General features: G+C 52.3%; 15 protein-coding genes. 9 read left to right on the forward strand and 6 right to left on the reverse strand.

The window, feature by feature from the left end; genetic code table 11:
• Positions 1-2 precede the first annotated feature (2 nt).
• The 6 genes from IEW52_RS10110 to IEW52_RS10135 form a co-directional block, all read right to left on the reverse strand.
• A complete protein-coding gene (locus IEW52_RS10110; protein WP_188629955.1) occupies positions 3-692 on the reverse strand; it encodes an LrgB family protein in 690 nt (229 codons plus the stop codon).
• Positions 689-1054, reverse strand: coding sequence for a CidA/LrgA family protein (locus tag IEW52_RS10115; RefSeq protein WP_188629956.1), 366 nt, complete (start codon positions 1052-1054; stop codon positions 689-691). Before IEW52_RS10115 ends, IEW52_RS10110 begins: the two co-directional genes overlap by 4 nt.
• A complete protein-coding gene (gene sbcB, locus IEW52_RS10120) occupies positions 1038-2453 on the reverse strand; it encodes an exodeoxyribonuclease I (protein WP_188629957.1) in 1416 nt (471 codons plus the stop codon). The genes IEW52_RS10115 and sbcB overlap by 17 nt, the downstream gene beginning before the upstream one ends.
• A 210-nt stretch (positions 2454-2663) precedes the next feature.
• A complete protein-coding gene (locus IEW52_RS10125) occupies positions 2664-3002 on the reverse strand; it encodes a MaoP family protein (protein WP_188629958.1) in 339 nt (112 codons plus the stop codon).
• Between the two features lie 103 nt (positions 3003-3105).
• Positions 3106-4014 carry a tetratricopeptide repeat protein gene (locus tag IEW52_RS10130; RefSeq protein ID WP_188629959.1) on the reverse strand — a complete coding sequence of 303 codons (909 nt, stop codon included), beginning with the start codon at positions 4012-4014 and terminating at the stop codon, positions 3106-3108.
• Positions 4015-4130: 116 nt separating this feature from the next.
• On the reverse strand, positions 4131-4340 hold the full coding sequence (locus IEW52_RS10135) for a cold-shock protein (protein ID WP_104487633.1): 210 nt from the start codon (positions 4338-4340) through the stop codon (positions 4131-4133).
• Between the two features lie 298 nt (positions 4341-4638).
• Here IEW52_RS10135 and ectA point away from each other — a divergent pair, with 298 nt between their 5' ends.
• The 9 genes from ectA to IEW52_RS10180 all read left to right on the forward strand — a co-directional run bounded on the left by ectA (position 4639) and on the right by IEW52_RS10180 (position 13421).
• Complete coding sequence (ectA, locus tag IEW52_RS10140; protein ID WP_188629960.1) at positions 4639-5160, forward strand: diaminobutyrate acetyltransferase; 522 nt, start codon at positions 4639-4641, stop codon at positions 5158-5160.
• Positions 5161-5230: 70 nt separating this feature from the next.
• Positions 5231-6505: a diaminobutyrate--2-oxoglutarate transaminase gene (gene ectB / locus IEW52_RS10145; protein ID WP_188629961.1), complete on the forward strand. Its 1275-nt coding sequence runs from the start codon at positions 5231-5233 to the stop codon at positions 6503-6505.
• 106 nt (positions 6506-6611) lie between these two features.
• Positions 6612-7007: an ectoine synthase gene (locus IEW52_RS10150; RefSeq protein WP_188629962.1), complete on the forward strand. Its 396-nt coding sequence runs from the start codon at positions 6612-6614 to the stop codon at positions 7005-7007.
• A 115-nt stretch (positions 7008-7122) separates the two neighbouring features.
• Positions 7123-8592, forward strand: coding sequence for an aspartate kinase (locus tag IEW52_RS10155; RefSeq protein WP_188629963.1), 1470 nt, complete (start codon positions 7123-7125; stop codon positions 8590-8592).
• A 164-nt stretch (positions 8593-8756) separates the two neighbouring features.
• On the forward strand, positions 8757-9038 hold the full coding sequence (ppiC, locus tag IEW52_RS10160) for a peptidylprolyl isomerase PpiC (protein ID WP_188629964.1): 282 nt from the start codon (positions 8757-8759) through the stop codon (positions 9036-9038).
• Between the two features lie 71 nt (positions 9039-9109).
• Entirely contained in the window at positions 9110-10732 is a 1623-nt protein-coding gene (locus tag IEW52_RS10165) for a DUF2813 domain-containing protein (protein WP_188629965.1), read from the forward strand.
• A gap of 32 nt (positions 10733-10764) precedes the next feature.
• Positions 10765-11505: an HI_1241 family integral membrane domain gene (locus IEW52_RS10170; RefSeq protein WP_188629966.1), complete on the forward strand. Its 741-nt coding sequence runs from the start codon at positions 10765-10767 to the stop codon at positions 11503-11505.
• Between the two features lie 93 nt (positions 11506-11598).
• Complete coding sequence (locus tag IEW52_RS10175) at positions 11599-12735, forward strand: MFS transporter (protein WP_188629967.1); 1137 nt, start codon at positions 11599-11601, stop codon at positions 12733-12735.
• Between the two features lie 212 nt (positions 12736-12947).
• The gene (locus IEW52_RS10180) at positions 12948-13421 is read left to right on the forward strand and encodes an outer membrane lipoprotein (RefSeq protein WP_188629968.1); all 474 of its coding nucleotides are present in this window, start codon (positions 12948-12950) and stop codon (positions 13419-13421) included.
• The last annotated feature ends 539 nt before the right edge of the window (positions 13422-13960 follow it).

Here is a 13960-nt window from a genome sequence, read left to right on the forward strand (position 1 = left end):
GTTTATTGAATAAACCAAAGATAGAGGTGAAACAACGGGGGAGCCAGTATGGCGGTAGCAATACCGCATACCACCATGGCCAGTGAGGAAAAGGCGCCTTGTACCGGCCCGGCCTCCGCGGCCGCACCCGTGCCGATGGCATGGGCACTGGCCCCCATGGCCAGGCCCTGGGCTTCGGGATGATGAACCCCGGCCCACTTGAGCAGCGGCAAGCCGATGATGGCACCCATCATGCCTACTATGATCACCAGGCCGGCGGCGATAGCAGGAATACCACCCATGGCCTCGCTCACGCTCATGGCCAATGGCGTGGTAATCGACTTGGTGGCAATGGAGGCCAGTAGCTCAGGCTTGGCCTGTAAAAGCCCCCCAATCATCAGGGTCGTACTGACAGAAATAAGCGCCGACAGGCTGCAGCACAGCACGATGGGCCAAAGTTGCTGGCGAATTTTGGCTGCTTGTTGATACAGGGGCAGGGCAAAGGCGACCACTGCCAGTTCAAGCAGTCGGTTAAGTGGCTGAGTGCCGGTCTGATAGGCATTGCCGTCTTGTCCGGTGACGATGAGCAAGGCGATGATAAGCAGTGCCGGCAGCATTATGGTGTTGATTAACGGGTTCTTATAACGCCGAGCCAGCTTTTTTACCCACAGATAAAGCACCGCCGTAAGCGGTATGGCGAGCCAGATCATCATGCTTGCATCCTCTGATACAGGCGTCCTACTACCAGCAGTATCAGCACCAGGCCGCTTAACGCGGCGCTGATAATCAGTCCGATACCATCACTGAGTATATCTAGATAGCCCAGCAAGCCTGCCGCGACCGGAATAAACAGTAATGCCATATGGCGCAGTATCAGCTGTGCGCTGTCATGAACCCAGCCCATGGGAAGCAGTTGGCTGGCGAGCAAAAAAAACAGCACGAACAGCCCGAGAATACTGCCCGGAAAGGCAAAGGGTAAGAGAATGGCAATGCCGTCGCCGACCAGCAAACACGCCAGCAGGATCACAAAGCCGCGAGTTAATATCCACAGTTGAGAGTTAAAGAGATTGGACATAACGAGCCATGGCATGCAGCAAGGTCAGTTTGGCTTCATCATCCTGATGTTCGATCACCAATTGCTCTAGCTGTTGCATATAAGGTTCGGCTTGCTCCGATAGCCGGTCTTGACAGTGCTGGCGCCAACGCTGCCATTCCTGTTCGTTCAGGGTGTGGGGATAATTGCGTGCCCGATAACGAAACAGTAACTCGGGCAGACGGTCGTCGTTAAACTGCAAGGGTAGTGCGGCGAGGGCGTCGGGAGTGCTGGCGCGCACCATAGCCATGGCGGCCTTGTCCGCTTCGCCAAAGAATCCCTGATACAGGGCGGCGTCAACATCGGTTACCGGTGCAAAGTCGGGAGCCAGTTGATACAAGGCCACCACTTTTTCGCGAATTTCCGGGTGGCGGCGCAGCATATCCAGACTCTGGCGGCATTGAGCCCGATCGATACCCAGTTCATCGGCCCTTTGCTCGGTAAGCGCGGCGGCCTTGGCCAGTACCGGGCACTTGTTGATGTGCACCAGTTTGACCGGCACCGGAGCCAGCTGACCCAAGTCCGCATGCCGGGTATATAGGCGTTGCTGTAACTGCTCCGGACTTAGCTCAAGCAACGGAGTGAGATCCATGGCGAGGTTGACGCAAATCACCGCGTTGGCGTTCTCCGGATGCCAGGCCAGGGGGGCTATCCAGGTGGCGCAACCCTGCCAGGCAGACAGCCGGCCGGACACATGGACCAGTGGCTGACTGTTCACGACATCAATCAGTGCCTTGACCTTGTGTTTGCTTCTTAACTCGAATAAATAATCGAACAGCTTTGGCTTGGCCTGGCGCAGTAATTTGGCCAGCGCTATGGTGGCTCTTACGTCGGCCAGGGCGTCGTGGGCATTGCCGTGGTCGATATCATTCGCCTGAGTCAGTCGTTCCAGTTTGAACACGGGCTTGCCGTCGTCGTCGGTTGGCCAGTTAATCCCCTCGGGGCGAAGCGCATAAAAGGCACGCACCACGTCCAACAAATCCCAACGGGAATTACCTTGCTGCCAGCTATAAGCGTAAGGGTCGTAAAAGTTGCGATACAGAGTATAGCGGGTTATTTCATCGTCAAAACGAATGTTGTTGTAGCCCAGAATACAGGTGTTGGGCTGGCTGAACTGCTCGTGAATACGGGCAATGAACTCGGCCTCGCACACGCCTTTTTGCTGTGCGGTTTGCGGGGTAATACCGGTGATCAGAGTCGCTTCGGGCGAGGGCAGGTAGTCGGTGGGTAATTGGCAGTACCACATGAGTGGTTCGCCAATTTCGTTCAGTTCGGCATCGGTGCGAATGGCAGCAAACTGCACGGGGCGGTCGGTTGCCGGATGTATGCCAGCCGTTTCATAGTCGTGAAACAAAAAGCTCGGTGCTGCAGGCTTGCTCATGATGATTTGGGTCTTGGTTGCGGTGGGCCATCACTCACAGTATATAGCGGGCCGATAAAAGAGGTTGGCCTAGGGTAACATTTTGAAAAAGCAGCGGTAAGGGGGGAAAGACAGCTATCAGCTTTAAGCCGTCAGTTAACAACAAGCTTCACTGCAAAGGACAGTGTTTATCTTTTGCTGATCGCTGACGGCTTACCGCTGTATTTTAAGTTATTCGGCGCTGTCTTCTACCGGTTCGTAGTCATCATCACCGTTACCTGACGTCATGGGTGAGCAGAGGCGATGCACGCGCTTGGGACCGATGACCTTCAGGTACTTCAACCATACCTTGGCATGTTTGCTATCCGAGGCGCTACCTTGTTGTATCTGTTCAACAAAACGCTGCTCTTCATCGCAGCCCGGCGCACGTTGCTGAGTATACAGGGCCAGCATGGCATGGCCTGCGGCTTCCAGCAGTTGTGCTTCTGCAACGGTAAACTCGCCACAACGACGCAGACCGCGAGGAAAATGGGCGAAGTCCTGAAATGGCTTGGCTGACTCAAAGCTCATGTTCGTTCTCACTCTAGTTTGGTGGCTCTATGATTCGCGCAAAGTATGGCACTGCGTTACGGGATGCAAAATCATTTTTTTTCACGTGCCGTTAAATTATTTTTTATGACGTTTTTTTGCCTGGATGTTCGGTTTCCTCGGTGCTCTGATCGGTACCGTCATTGGTCAGTTCAATGAAGCGCGGGTGCTGGCGAAGCGGTTCAAATTCTTCGTCTTCTGCTGCTACATCACGCAGGTGTACATTGTTTTGTACTGCCAGTTCAAGATCCGACAGCGCCTGTTCTTCGTGACCTACGCCGGCATGAGCACAGGCGCGTTGATATAACGCATGGGCATTTTGTTGATCCACCTGCAACACCCGATTACACAGGCTTAATGCCCACTGACGTTCATTCATCATCAGTGCGGCATCGGCCTTGTGGGTCATGGCATCCAGATCCCCGGGCTTGATGTCGAGAATCTGGTCGTAAATATCAATTTTAGCCTGAGGGCTTTGTTCCTGGCTGGCGCGTAGCCATAAGCCATGGATTTCCTGAAATCTTTCTATTTCGCGGTAGTTCTCTGCGATAACCTTGGTTTTTCGCTGCAGTTCGCGTTCTATCTGTTTCAGTTTATGTTCATAAGTATTGGTGATTTTCTTCATTTCGGTTTCGGCATAATCCCGCGCGGTTTTCTTGAGCTCCCGTAACGATTGCCAGCCCACTATAGCCAGTACCGAGGCGGCACCTGCCAGCAGATAGAAAAAATAGGTTACGGTGACGTTAGCGTAACTGATGGCCTTATCGGCGACATTCAGCTCTTTTTGCGCTATTTCGTCGGTGACCTTGATTTGATAACTGGCCATTTCGCTACGCAATGCCTTCAATTCATCCAGCATGTAACGTTCCATAAAGGGCGTCAGTGGAATACGTGTTTCTGCGGCGGCTTGCGGCGCATCGGCTGCGGGTTTTTCCTGGGCAAGAGTGGGTAAAGAAATGATTAAAAAACAAAGGGATAATAATATTTTTGCCATGGGGTACCTGACTGTGGGGTGGAAGATGCAAAACCTGACCCCTCGAGAGTAACCCGATGGTGCTTAGTGTTCAAACAATGATAAGGCGGCCACTGAGTGCCGCCTTGATCAAGGGGTCAAGCCAACTCCACTTCTTCGGCTTGTGGTCCTTTTTTGCCCTGGGTTACCACAAAGGTAACCGGCTGACCTTCCTGCAGGGTTTTAAAGCCATCGCCCTGTATGGACGAAAAATGAACAAATAGATCCGGCCCAGAAGCTCGGGTGATGAATCCAAAGCCTTTTTCTTCGTTAAACCATTTTACGGTTCCTGTTTCTTTCGTACTCATAGTCTGTATCCGATTTTGTCTGACAAGGTGGTGATAACACATCACCACTACTTTGATAGTAGCAGTTCCCACAGAACGGGCCCTGCCGCCGATTTATTTAAGTGTATCGGGCGCTGAAAAGGGCTGGATAAGCGACATGAAAACGTCATTGAAACACAGTGAATTAGTCACATGTGAATGCTAAATTACATGCAGCTCTAATCAATTAATGCGATATAAGCTTGCAATTGATTGATGTTTTGTTAGGTTAATAAGGAAATTTGCTTAGCCCACTAACTAAATAAGTTTAGGACTATAAATGATTGATACTGACACGGACACGACTATTGACCTGCAGTTACTACTGCGTCACCCCAAGTCAACGGATGGACATCAGGTAAACAGCCTGATTGAACGTTGCAAACCCCTGGATACCAACTCTACCTACTGTAATCTGCTGCAATGTCTGCATTTTGCCGATACTTGTATGCTGGCTGAAGACGAAGAAGACGGCTCATTACTGGGGTTTATCTCTGCCTACCGCAAACCTGCCGAGCCAAGCACCTTGTTTGTCTGGCAAGTAGCCATAGATAAACGCGCCCGTGGTGAAGGACTGGCTCGCACCTTGCTCAATACCTTGCTGGATGCCGATGCCTGCGCCGGAGTAACGCATCTTGAAACCACCATTACCGCAGACAATGCGCCTTCATGGGGTTTATTTGAAAGTCTGGCGCGCAGTCAGGGAACAGGTCAGGGCGAACGCCACCTCCTGTTCGATCAGCAACGCCACTTCAATGGTGACAGCAGCAGCGAAATTCTTTATCGCATTGCTCTCGGCTAAGCCCCTGGCCGAACACCCGCATTCTTAATTTAATTTTTTGATTTGAACTCAAGACTTTCAAGGAGTCGAGATGAGTAATATTTTTGATGTAATGGAATCCAGTGTACAAACCTATGCCCGTTCTTTTCCGGTCACCTTCAACAAGGCTCAGGGCGTATGGCTACATGACCAAAGCGGCAAGCGCTATTTAGACTTTCTTGCCGGTGCCGGTACACTCAACTACGGTCATAACCACCCGGTATTGAAAGAAGCCCTGATTGACTATATTCAGCAAGACGGCATCGCCCACGGCCTGGATATGCACACCTCTGCCAAAGCGGCGTTTTTGACCGCGTTGCAGCAAATCATTCTCAAACCTCGCGATATGGACCATGTAGCTCAGTTTACCGGTCCAACCGGCACCAACGCAGTTGAAGCCGCGATGAAGCTGGCACGCAAAGTGACCGGTCGCAGCAACATTGTGGCCTTTACCAACGGTTTTCACGGTGTAAGCCTGGGGGCGTTGGCTGCCACGGGCAACCAGCATCACAGAGGCGGTGCCGGTACCTCCATGGCCGATATCAGTCGTCTGCCTTACGACGGTTACCCGGGTGCCGGAGAAGACAGCCTGTTGCTGTTCGAAACCATGCTTAATGACAACTCCAGTGGTCTGGACAAGCCTGCCGCCGTGTTGTTTGAAGTAGTGCAGGGCGAGGGTGGCTTGAACGCATCATCGTTCAAATGGTTGCAGCGTTTGGAAAAAATCTGTCGTAAACACGATATTCTGATGATTGCCGATGATATTCAGGCGGGTTGTGGCCGTACCGGTACCTTCTTCAGCTTTGAGCCTGCCGGCATCAAGCCCGATATTATTACCTTGTCCAAGTCACTCAGCGGCATGGGTCTGCCTTTTGCCCTGGTACTGCTGCGCCCCGAGCTGGATCAGTGGAGCCCGGGTGAGCACAACGGGACTTTCCGTGGTAATAACCATGCGTTTGTGACCGCTCGCAAGGCGCTGGAAACTTTCTGGCAGGATGACACCTTTGCCGCCGAGGTGCGGGCCAAGGGTGAATTGCTGACCGAGCGCATGCAAGCCATGGTTCATCGTTTTCCCAAGCTGTTCAGCAAGGTAAAAGGTCGCGGCATGATGCAGGGCATTGCCTGTCATGATGGCGACATTGCCGATGTGATCACCTCCAAGTGTTTCGAACGTGGTCTGATCATTGAAACCGCAGGTCCGAATGATGAAGTGGTGAAGTGTTTATGCCCCTTGATCATCACCAAGGACGAGCTGAAGCAAGGTCTTGATTGGCTGGAAGAAGCCATTGCAGAGACGGCCTGCGAGCAACTGCGCAAAGCGTCTTAAGTTTGCGGTAACCAAAAAGGGGTAATTACGATTACCCCTTTTTGTTGAATATGTTCAGCCGTGTTTGTCACGGCGGATCAGAACAGTAATAAAGTAAGGAAATTTAATGATAGTACGTACTCTTGCCGAATGTGAACAAAGCGAACGCTGTGTCAAATCCGAAACCGGCACCTGGGAAAGCACTCGCATGTTGCTGAAAGACGACAACATGGGCTTTTCGTTTCATATCACCACTATTTATGCCAACAGCGAAACGCACATTCATTATCAGAACCATCTTGAATCTGTGTATTGCATGAGCGGTAACGGTGAAATTGAAGATTTGGCCGATGGCAAAATCTATCCTATTCAGCCAGGCACGCTGTATATTCTGGACCAGCACGACAACCATTTGTTGCGTGGCGGTAGTGAAGACATGAAGCTGGCCTGCGTATTCAATCCGCCATTGAGCGGCAAAGAAGTGCACGATGCCGACGGTGTTTACGCACTCGATACCGAGTAAAAGAACCCAGTACGCTGTTTACGGGGGCCAGGCCCCCGCTTACGGACATTTTCACTGGGCAGGGCGATATCAGCCATTCGGCCCCCAGGCCCATTGAAAATGTGCGATCACAGTCATGACCTGTTTTATAAACATTAAGGGAATAATAGTGTCTCACACAGTAGAAAAAATTGGTGGAACCTCCATGAGTCAATATCAGGCGGTTCGAGATAATATCGTATTACACAATCGCAAACCCGATGGCTACTATCAGCGTATGCTGGTGGTATCTGCCTTTGGTGGTATTACCGACGGTTTGCTGGAATGTAAGCGCACCGGTGCTCCCGGTGTCTATGCTACTTATGCCGACGCAGAAGACGACAGTGCCTGGGAACAAACCCTGGATAATGTGTGTAATCGCATGGCACAAATCAACGAAGACATGTTTGCCCAGACTCCCGAGCGCGCGCTGGCAGACTCTTTTCTGCAAGATCGTATTGCCGGTATTCGCGATTGTTTGCATCACCTGCGCCAGGTGTGCGCCTTTGGTCAGTTTCAGCTGGCCGAGCAGTTACAAACCATCCGCGAGTTACTGGCTGCCATGGGCGAAGCCCACAGTGCACATAATATGGTGCTGTATTTGCGCCAAAGTGGTGTGAATGCGGTATTGATGGATTTAACGGGCTGGCGCACCGACGAGGCCCTGCCGCTGGATGACGTGCTCAAGCAGGCGTTATCGCGTTATGATCTGTCGAGCCAGCTGCCGGTGGTCACGGGTTACGCTCATTGTAAAGAAGGGCTGATGAGTCGTTTCGATCGCGGTTACAGTGAAATGACCTTTAGCCGCCTGGCGGTGTTAAGCGGTGCCCGTGAAGCCATTATTCACAAAGAGTTTCACCTGAGCAGCGCCGATCCGCGTCTGGCGGGTGAAGATCAGGTGATCCCCATCGGTCGTACCAACTATGATGTAACCGATCAGCTGTCCAATCTGGGAATGGAAGCCATTCACCCTCAAGCTGCCAAGGGATTACGCCAGCAGGATATTCCGCTGCGGGTGCGCAATACCTTTGAGCCGGACCACGAAGGTACGCTGATCACGACCAATTACCGCAGCCCCTCTCCTTGTGTGGAAATGGTGGCCGGGCGTCGCAATATTTTTGCGGTGGAGTTGTTTGATCAGGACATGGTGGGCCGTGTATCTCATTATGCCGAGTGCTTTACCGATGAGCTGGACGGCATGCGCCTGAACCTAGTGTCCAAGGACATGAACGCCAATACGCTCACCTATTATATTTCCGGTAACCGTAAAACGGTACGCACCCTGGTGAGTGCCTTGCAGCGTCGTTTTGAAAACGCCGATATCAATACTCACAAGGTGTCTGTGGTGTCTGCCGTGGGCAGTGACATGAGTATTCCGGGGCTGCTGGCTCGCTCTGTGGCCGCATTGAATAAAGCCAATGTTCCGGTGCGCGCCGTGCATCAGTCACTGCGAGCGGTAGAGATGCAGTTTATTGTGGATGATGAATTCTACGAGCAGGCCGTTGTCTCTTTGCACGACGAGCTGGTACAAACCCACGCCGAAACGGTCGCGTTAGCGGTCGCTTAACCAGCACGGTGCAGTAGCAGTGCACGAATAAATATCCAAATCCCTCTGTCTCGCCGAGGGATTTTTTATTTGCAGGATGCGCAACTCAGGCTTACGGCTTTCTCTTTCCTGTTTCTACCATTTTTGGCACACTGAACCATTATTCCCTGTTATCTGGATCTTTTATGGCCAAACGTGCCTGCGCCCTGCATATTCTGGTTAAAACCGAAGCCGAATGTCTGGCATTGAAGCAACAACTCGCCAATGGCGCCGACTTTCATCAGTTGGCTAAAAAGCACTCTACCTGCCCCTCGGGCAAGCGAGGCGGTGATCTTGGCGAGTTCAAGAAAGGCGACATGGTGGGAGCCGTGGACAAGGCGGTCTTTTCTGGGCCCGAGTTGACCATTCAAGGGCCGGTTAAAAGCCGTTTCGGCTATCATCTGATTAAGGTGCTTTATCGCAACTGATATCAAGTTAGTGTCGGGCCTGCCTGAATATAGGCCCCTTTGCATTGCGATACACATACCAAGGACCACCGATGTTTCTTGAGCATATTGAGATCCGCAATTTTATGGGCCTTAATCAGTTGTCGCTCTCGCTCAATCAGAGCACCGCGCTGATGGGGGAAAATGCGTGGGGTAAAACCAGTCTGTTTCGCGCCTTGTGGCGCCTGATGGGCCAGGGAGGATGTTGCTATCAGTTTGTAGACGAAGACTTTTATCGGGCCGATTCTCAAGAGGTGGTCGATGAGCTGCAAATTGTACTGGTCTATCGCGAGCACAGACCCGGCATCAGTGAACATTCGGCACGGCTTGCCCGCCTTGAACCGGCGTGGGTCAAACACAAAGACGGATTTCATCGGGTGCACTATCGTGCACGCGCCCGGCGTAACGGCACCGAGATTGTCAGTGAGCACGGTTTTGTTAACGGGGCCGGCGTGGCGCTTGAGCTGGAAGACGCCGAACACCTGGCGCATCAGCTGATAGAAATGAATCCGGTGTTTCGTCTGCGTGACTCACGCGGTACGCCACAGGATTTGCCGATCGTCAATTTAAATAGCGATTACGAACAGCTGCTGACGCAACTCAGTGTGAAGCTGGCAGAAGAAGACGAACTGCCCCAGCAAGATATTAAAGCGGGTCTGGATGCGGTACGTCAATTGCTTGAGCACTATTTCACTCCTCAGGGGGCCACCAGCCGGGCGCCAAGGCGCGCCCGGGACATTGCCATTCACCCGGTGACGCTGAGCCAGTTGGGTAAATTCAATAACTGGCAACCCAAAGGAGAAGAAAGTGGTTTATCGATCGCGCTGTCGGCGGTGGCACATACCATATTGCAGGCGCGGGGCGGACGACCGATAGAAACGGGCGCCAGGCCCATGTTGCTGATAGAAGATCCCGAAAGTCGCCTGCATCCCACCATGCTGGCCATTACCTGGGGCATTCTGGATCGGTTTCCGGGGCAAAAGCTGGTCACGACCAACTCGGGCGACTTGTTGTCGGCGTTTCCGCTGCACCATCTGCGCCGACTGGTGCGTCTGGAGCATGAAACCAAGAGTTTTCGGATTGGTAACGAAAAGTACAATGGCGAAGACATGCGCCGCATTGCCTTTCATGTGCGCATTAACCGGCCCATGTCGTTGTTTGCCCGTTACTGGTTGTTGGTGGAAGGGGAGACCGAGATCTGGTTGCTGAATGAGTTGGCGCGTATTTGCGGCTATGTATTGCCTGCAGAAGGCATTCGTATCATTGAATTTGCCCAATGCGGACACAGCCCGCTGATTAAGGTAGCGCGAGATTTCGGCATTGGCTGGCACCTGCTGACCGATGGTGACGAGGCGGGGCAAAAATATGCGCAGGGAGTTCGCAGCCTGCTGCGCGGCGAGCGAGAAGAAGATCATCTAACCGTATTGCCCCGCATCGATATCGAGCATTACTTGTTTGATAACGGCCTGGAGGGGGTCTTTCGCCAGGAAGCCCAGATTTATGATAAACACACGCCACACAGTCGCATTATCGAGCGCGCCCTCAGCCGACGCAGCAAGCCGGGTATGGCGCTGTCCGTGGTGGAAGCCATTGAACTGCAGGGAGCGCAAAGTGTCCCGAGAGAATTAAGGCGCATGTTTGCACGCATGGTCGCCAACGCCCGCCGACAGCGCTAAAATAGACGCGCTTATTTTTTGGAGATAGTTAAATGACGGACATGCTGTCGGCACGACTTTTTGCGCCCCTGGCCTTAACGGCAATCACGGCTCTGGGCTTATTGCTGTGGATATTACGCAATGGTGATTTATGCCCGGGGCAGCGCCGGCGCATTAGCGATGGGCTGTTGTCGGTGTGGGCGGTGTTCGGACTGGCGTTAATGCTGTCTGTAGAAGCCGCCGTTCCCAGCCTGATGCTGTGGTTGGGCGGGAGCACACTGGCAAGCGGGCTAGGTGCCACCCTGTATCAGGCACGATTGGCCGGCAAGCGCAGTCTGCCCCTGAGCTGGCATATGCTGGCCCTGGTTCTGGCGCTGTGCTATGGCCTTGGTCTGCTGTTGCGCGAAGGGCCGGCAGCCCTGTTGATGGCTGGCGCCGGGGGCTGTGTGTTTACCCACCTGATTATGGTGCGAGCCAAGCATCGTCTGCAGGCATTCAATTTGTTGTTACCACTGGTGGGCATTGCCTTCGCGGTTGGCTGGATGGTGTTGCTGCTGGTGCAGACCCTGTGGTTGCAGTATGAGTCCGAGGTGGTGTTCGACACTGCGCACTTGATCCGGCCTTTTGTGCAAATGTGTGCGGCGGTGTTGCTGGGGGCCGTTATCTGGTTATTGCCTCTGTTGCGAAAAGAACAGACCCGGCCACCGGTGATTGCGGTTGCAGCCTTGTTAATATTGGGCGCTTTAACCGTGGGGCAGAGTATTATCGGGCAGTTATCGATTAACATTGGTTAAACAGCAAAAATATTGCTGAGAAGGTAAAATTTTTCTCGTTGTACTTAATTAATACTGCTGACTAGAATGCGCGCCTCAAAATCCGGAGGCGTCATGCACTTAATTCCCCTTTATCTACACCTGACATTGCTAACCCTGGGCAACGCTTTTTTGTTGACCCTGGTGGCCGTGTATTTGAACGCACAAGGGGCGCCAGCGGCACAAATTGGCCTGGTAGGATCGGCTTTTTATCTGGGTATGCTAGGGGCGAGCTTTTTTGCCGACACCTTTATTCAGCGCTTGGGGCACATTCGCGCACTGCTATTTTGCTGTATCGCGCTGGCGCTGGCCGCCCTGGCATTAACCTGGACCAGTCTATTGCCAGTCTGGCTGGCACTGCGGGTGGTGGCGGGCATGGCGGCGGCCATCGGGTTTGTGGCGGTAGAAAGCTGGGTGTTGGGTGTCGCGCCTTTGCATCAGCGTACCCGTTCCATGGCCCGTTATATGCTGGTGTACTATTTCAGTTATGGCATGAGTCAGTTATTTATCGACTGGGAACCCTTGTCTGGCATGATGGGTTTTTGGTTGGCGAGCAGTCTATGTGTGTTATCCGTGGTGCCCTTGCTGTGGGCCAAACGGCCAGATCTGGAAAATGAAGCCGAGAATAATGTTGCCAGCGGCAAGCCGCCTCGCGCCGAGCGGGCTTTGGGGCTGGTAGGCTGCCTGGTGGCGGGCATGCTGCTGGGCACCCTGTCTGCATTAATGCCGATTCAGCTTGAGCAACTGGCTTTGGGTGAAGAGGTCGGTCTTTATATGGCCTGGCTTATTTTATGTGGCATGGCCTTTCAGCTGCCCAACGGCAGTTTGGCCGACAAAGTGGGCAAAAGAACCATGATGGCGGCACAAACTCTGATGATTGGCGCTGGTTGTCTGTTGTTGTGGGAATTTGACGGCAAGGGAATCATGTTGCTGGCCTTTGCCCTGTTGGGCGCAGGTGGATTTACCCTGTATCCGACAACCATGGCTTACGCCTGTGGCAAGATGAACGGACGAGCCCTGGTTAAAATGACCCAGAAGTTGATGTTTGTGTACAGCATTGGTTCGTTAACCGGGCCCATGGTTGCGGGCATGATGCTGGAAAAATTCCAGGCCGGTTTGTTTTTGTTTGTTATTTTGCTGGTGGTGGGCTGGGGATGCTGGCTGTTGCTGATGCGTTTTTTGACCGACAAACCGGTGGGCACCACTATTTAAGTTCTCCCATTGTCTGATGGAAACATTGTCTGTTGGAAATATTGCATGACGGAAACGGCTGACCTGGTGTCAGCCGTTTTCATTGGTGCGGCCAGCCGGTTGATGATTGCGATGCCGAGGCCTGTCATCCCCAGGGGCCAGCCAAACGGCTTTATGGTAGTATTATTATTGTTCAACGATATAACAGGATAACGCTTGATGGGGATGGGAATATGAAACTTAAATTGTTATCAACGATGACCATGGCGGCCGTATTGGGACTGGCAGGCTGTGCCAACCCGGATGTCTATTCGGGCGACGTATATGGCAGCCGTGCCGCCAAACAGGCACAGAGTGTTACCTATGGTACCGTGACGTCAGTGCGACCCGTGCTTATTCAGGCTGGCGATGAAAACCCCAACTTAATCGGTACTCTGGGCGGCGGTGCCGTGGGCGGGATTCTGGGCCATCAGGTTGGTGGGGGAACCGGCCAGGTGTTAGCGACTGCCGTGGGGGCCATTGCAGGCTCGATGATCGGCTCCCGGGCCGAAGATAAAATAAACCAGGTAAAAGCGGTTGAGCTTGAAGTACGTACCGACAGTGGCGAAAATCTGATTGTGGTGCAAAAAGCCGATCGTGACTGGCGGCCAGGGCAACGCGTACGACTGGTGGGTTCGGGTAGCAACATGAGTGTGGCACCCAATTAAATAATATAGCTGGCCTCCTTTGGGGCAAGCTAACAAAACAAAAAGGCGCCCAGAGGCGCCTTTTTGTTGTAAAACGGTTTGTTTTTACTTTGCTATTTTTATTGTTCTACTTTTACAGTCCTGTCTTCCCGGGCTCATTTACATCTGTGCCAAGGAAGGTGCAGAAATGGCGACTAAAGCGGCGCCGACTGTAAAAATGACAGTAATAATCAGCTCTTTCATTTTTTACCTTCCTTAACAATGGGCTGTGGATCCAATATACGGCACATGCGTTGTATTTTCAATCGCTATTTTGTTTTTTAAGTATGTTATGTGCCTTTGGAGTGCTGTAAGGCCTATTTTTGTATATATCTGTTTCGTCCGTCATGTATTTAACCGGTAAAAACCTATTTTTTCATACATATTTCATTTTAAAAATTCATTTTATTCAATAACTTAACTTATTTTATGTGGGTCAGGGTATGCTTGGGGCTGAAAGGGTTGGTTTATCTCGTTGTCAGTCAATTTATGCCGCATTAACCTGATCTGGATCACGAAAT

It is taken from the genome of Oceanisphaera marina (assembly GCF_014643915.1).
GTDB classification, from domain to species: Bacteria; Pseudomonadota; Gammaproteobacteria; order Enterobacterales; family Aeromonadaceae; genus Oceanimonas; species Oceanimonas marina.

Excerpts from the sequence above, each read along its gene's own strand:
- IEW52_RS10110 (WP_188629955.1), bottom strand. The coding sequence starts at position 692 with ATGATGATCTGGCTCGCCATACCGCTTACGGCGGTGCTTTATCTGTGG.
- IEW52_RS10115 (WP_188629956.1), bottom strand. The coding sequence starts at position 1,054 with ATGTCCAATCTCTTTAACTCTCAACTGTGGATATTAACTCGCGGCTTT.
- sbcB (WP_188629957.1), bottom strand. The coding sequence starts at position 2,453 with ATGAGCAAGCCTGCAGCACCGAGCTTTTTGTTTCACGACTATGAAACG.
- IEW52_RS10125 (WP_188629958.1), bottom strand. The coding sequence starts at position 3,002 with ATGAGCTTTGAGTCAGCCAAGCCATTTCAGGACTTCGCCCATTTTCCT.
- IEW52_RS10130 (WP_188629959.1), bottom strand. The coding sequence starts at position 4,014 with ATGGCAAAAATATTATTATCCCTTTGTTTTTTAATCATTTCTTTACCC.
- IEW52_RS10135 (WP_104487633.1), bottom strand. The coding sequence starts at position 4,340 with ATGAGTACGAAAGAAACAGGAACCGTAAAATGGTTTAACGAAGAAAAA.
- ectA (WP_188629960.1), top strand. The coding sequence starts at position 4,639 with ATGATTGATACTGACACGGACACGACTATTGACCTGCAGTTACTACTG.
- ectB (WP_188629961.1), top strand. The coding sequence starts at position 5,231 with ATGAGTAATATTTTTGATGTAATGGAATCCAGTGTACAAACCTATGCC.
- IEW52_RS10150 (WP_188629962.1), top strand. The coding sequence starts at position 6,612 with ATGATAGTACGTACTCTTGCCGAATGTGAACAAAGCGAACGCTGTGTC.
- IEW52_RS10155 (WP_188629963.1), top strand. The coding sequence starts at position 7,123 with ATGACCTGTTTTATAAACATTAAGGGAATAATAGTGTCTCACACAGTA.
- ppiC (WP_188629964.1), top strand. The coding sequence starts at position 8,757 with ATGGCCAAACGTGCCTGCGCCCTGCATATTCTGGTTAAAACCGAAGCC.
- IEW52_RS10165 (WP_188629965.1), top strand. The coding sequence starts at position 9,110 with ATGTTTCTTGAGCATATTGAGATCCGCAATTTTATGGGCCTTAATCAG.
- IEW52_RS10170 (WP_188629966.1), top strand. The coding sequence starts at position 10,765 with ATGACGGACATGCTGTCGGCACGACTTTTTGCGCCCCTGGCCTTAACG.
- IEW52_RS10175 (WP_188629967.1), top strand. The coding sequence starts at position 11,599 with ATGCACTTAATTCCCCTTTATCTACACCTGACATTGCTAACCCTGGGC.
- IEW52_RS10180 (WP_188629968.1), top strand. The coding sequence starts at position 12,948 with ATGAAACTTAAATTGTTATCAACGATGACCATGGCGGCCGTATTGGGA.